Source organism: Streptomyces milbemycinicus (assembly GCF_002154605.1).
Lineage (GTDB): Bacteria > Actinomycetota > Actinomycetes > Streptomycetales > Streptomycetaceae > Streptomyces > Streptomyces milbemycinicus.
Genome location: NZ_MUNE01000936.1, coordinates 1 through 2,254, shown reverse-complemented (window position 1 = coordinate 2,254; position 2,254 = coordinate 1). Strand labels below are relative to the sequence as shown.

The window sequence follows — 2,254 nt, the reverse complement described above, 5'->3', positions numbered from 1 at the left end:
CCCTCGTGGATCCACAGCCGGGCCTTGAAGGCGTCGGCGTACTTCCGGGCGTGTGCGACGTGGTCGAGGTGGGTGATCAGAACGTCGGTGATCTTTCCGACCTCCTGCTCGTAGCGGCGTGCGAGGGCGGGCCGCCAGCGCGGGGTGTCGATCATCATCGCGGTGCCGTCGGGGCGGCGCAGGAGGTAAGAGGTGGCGCCGTACGTCTGCGGGGAGGCATGCCCGCAGAGGTAGACGATCCCGTCCCCGTCCAGCGCCATCGGGTAGGGGTCCGAATCAGCACCCAGGTCGTCGGCCGGCGGGTGGATGGAACGAGTCGGGCAGGCGTGCGCGGCCATGTACAGCTTCTTGACGTCCGCCTCGGTCTCCGGTTGGCGGATGACCGTCGACAGGCCGCCGTATTCCCCGCCCTCCGTGTAGCCGATCATGCCGGGGGCGAGCTGACGCGCGATGTTGCAGTTCAGGCAGCGGTCGTCGACGTGCCAGCCTTTCTCCGCGTCCGCCGTCTGGGTTCCTTGCTCTGCCTGTGTGGTGCTCATGAACTCCGCTCTCGTGTGAGGTGAACGCCCTACGATCGGGCGGTCTGGTGTTGCCGAGGACTTCGGGGGTACGGGCACGTGCCGTACGTCACCCGGCAGTCATCGGCTGCTTGAGATGGGTGTCGAAGAAGGTCTCGATGCGCTGCCACGCGTCGGCGGCGGCTTCCGGGTGCGGTCCCATGCCCGTCACGCGGAACAGCGGCCGCAGCGGGCGCGGACCGACTTCCGCGTCGTTCAGGAAGGCGTGCCCGGCCTGTGGGTACTCCTTCACGTCGTGCACGACGCCGAGCCGCTCAAGGGCCGAGTCCAGCTTGGCCGCGGCTCCCTTGAGCATCCGGTCCCGTCCGCCGTAGCTCGCGACGACGGGGCAGGCCCCGGACAACGTCTCGTCCAGTTCCTTGGGGAGCATCCCGTAGTTGGCCGAGGCCACATCGAAGCCCCCGCTCCCCGCGGACATCAGGGCGAAGGCACCGCCCATGCAGAAGCCGATGATGCCCACCGCTCCGGTGCACTCGGTGCTCTCTGCGAGGAAGGTCCGCGCCGCCGCGATGTCCTGGTACGCCCGGCCGTGGCCGGACAGCGATGCCCGCATGGTTGGCACCAGGCAGCGCCGGACACCGCCCTGCGTGAACAGGTCCGGCATCAGGGCCAGATAACCGGCGCGGGAGAGCCGCTCTGCCTGCCGCAGCATGACGTCGTCAACGCCGAGCGCTTCGTGAACGGCGACGACACCGGGCCAGGGCCCCGGCCCCTCGGGCCGGGCAAGGTGCCCGGTCAGCCGCCGGGAGCCCCCGGCCGGGGCGCTGAGATGGCTCAAGTCGATGTTTTCAGGAACGGTCACGCAAGTTCTCCGGGTTCTCCCGTGGGCATGGGTGTGCGCATCACGTGGCGCAGAGATGTGCTTCTCGCAGAAGCGGCAGTAGAGGGCGGCAGAGCCGTCACAGATCGAGGACCAGCTGGGGGCCGCGAGAGCGGGAGACGCAGATCATCATCGTCTCGCCGGATTCCCGCTCCTCCGCGCTGAGCACGGAGTCCCGGTGGTCGGGCTCGCCCGTCAGCACCTCGGTCTCGCACGTGCCGCAGATGCCCTCGGCGCAGGAGTATGGGACGGATACCCCAGCCTCTTGAACAGCCTCCAACACGGTCTTCCCGGGCGGCACGTGAAGGGTGTGCCCGGACCGGGAGAGGACCACCTCGAACGCACGGGCGCCCGCCGCCGTCTCTTCCTGCTCCTTGGCCTGGAACCGCTCCACCCGCAGCGCCCCCTCCGGCCACGCGCCACACCGCTCCTCGGCCGCGGCCAGCAGCGGCTCGGGGCCGCAGCAGTAGACCAGGGTGCCGGTGTCCGGCTCCCCGAGGTAGCCGTCGAGGTCGAGCAGACCGTGCTGGTCCTGCGGATGGACGGTCACCGCCTCGCCGTATGCGGCAAGTTCGTCCAGGAAGGCCATCGAGGAGCGCGTCCGGCCGCCGTACAGCAGCCGCCATTCCGCCCCGGCGGTCTCGGCTGCGGCGATCATCGGTAGCAACGGTGTGATGCCGATGCCGCCCGCCACGAACAGGTAGCGATCGGCCCGCTGGAGGGCGAAGTTGTTGCGCGGCCCCCGCACTCGCACCGGTGTGCCTGGGTGCAGTTTGCCGTGCACGTACGCCGAGCCGCCGCGGCTGTCCGGGACGCGTAGCACGCCGATGCGCCACGACGACCGGTCGTCGGGGTC

At 69.9% G+C, this 2,254-nt stretch carries 3 protein-coding genes; all 3 read right to left on the bottom strand.

The window, feature by feature from the left end; genetic code table 11:
- Positions 1-539, bottom strand: a 539-nt coding sequence (locus CCN51_RS49165; RefSeq protein WP_211303331.1) for a 4Fe-4S domain-containing protein, incomplete at its 3' end; no start/stop codon positions are given.
- A gap of 88 nt (positions 540-627) precedes the next feature.
- The gene (locus tag CCN51_RS49160) at positions 628-1,380 is read right to left on the bottom strand and encodes a dienelactone hydrolase family protein (RefSeq protein ID WP_014182572.1); all 753 of its coding nucleotides are present in this window, start codon (positions 1,378-1,380) and stop codon (positions 628-630) included.
- A gap of 97 nt (positions 1,381-1,477) precedes the next feature.
- Positions 1,478-2,254 (bottom strand): PDR/VanB family oxidoreductase (locus tag CCN51_RS49155; protein WP_107426301.1); only part of this gene is annotated, 777 nt, incomplete at its 5' end.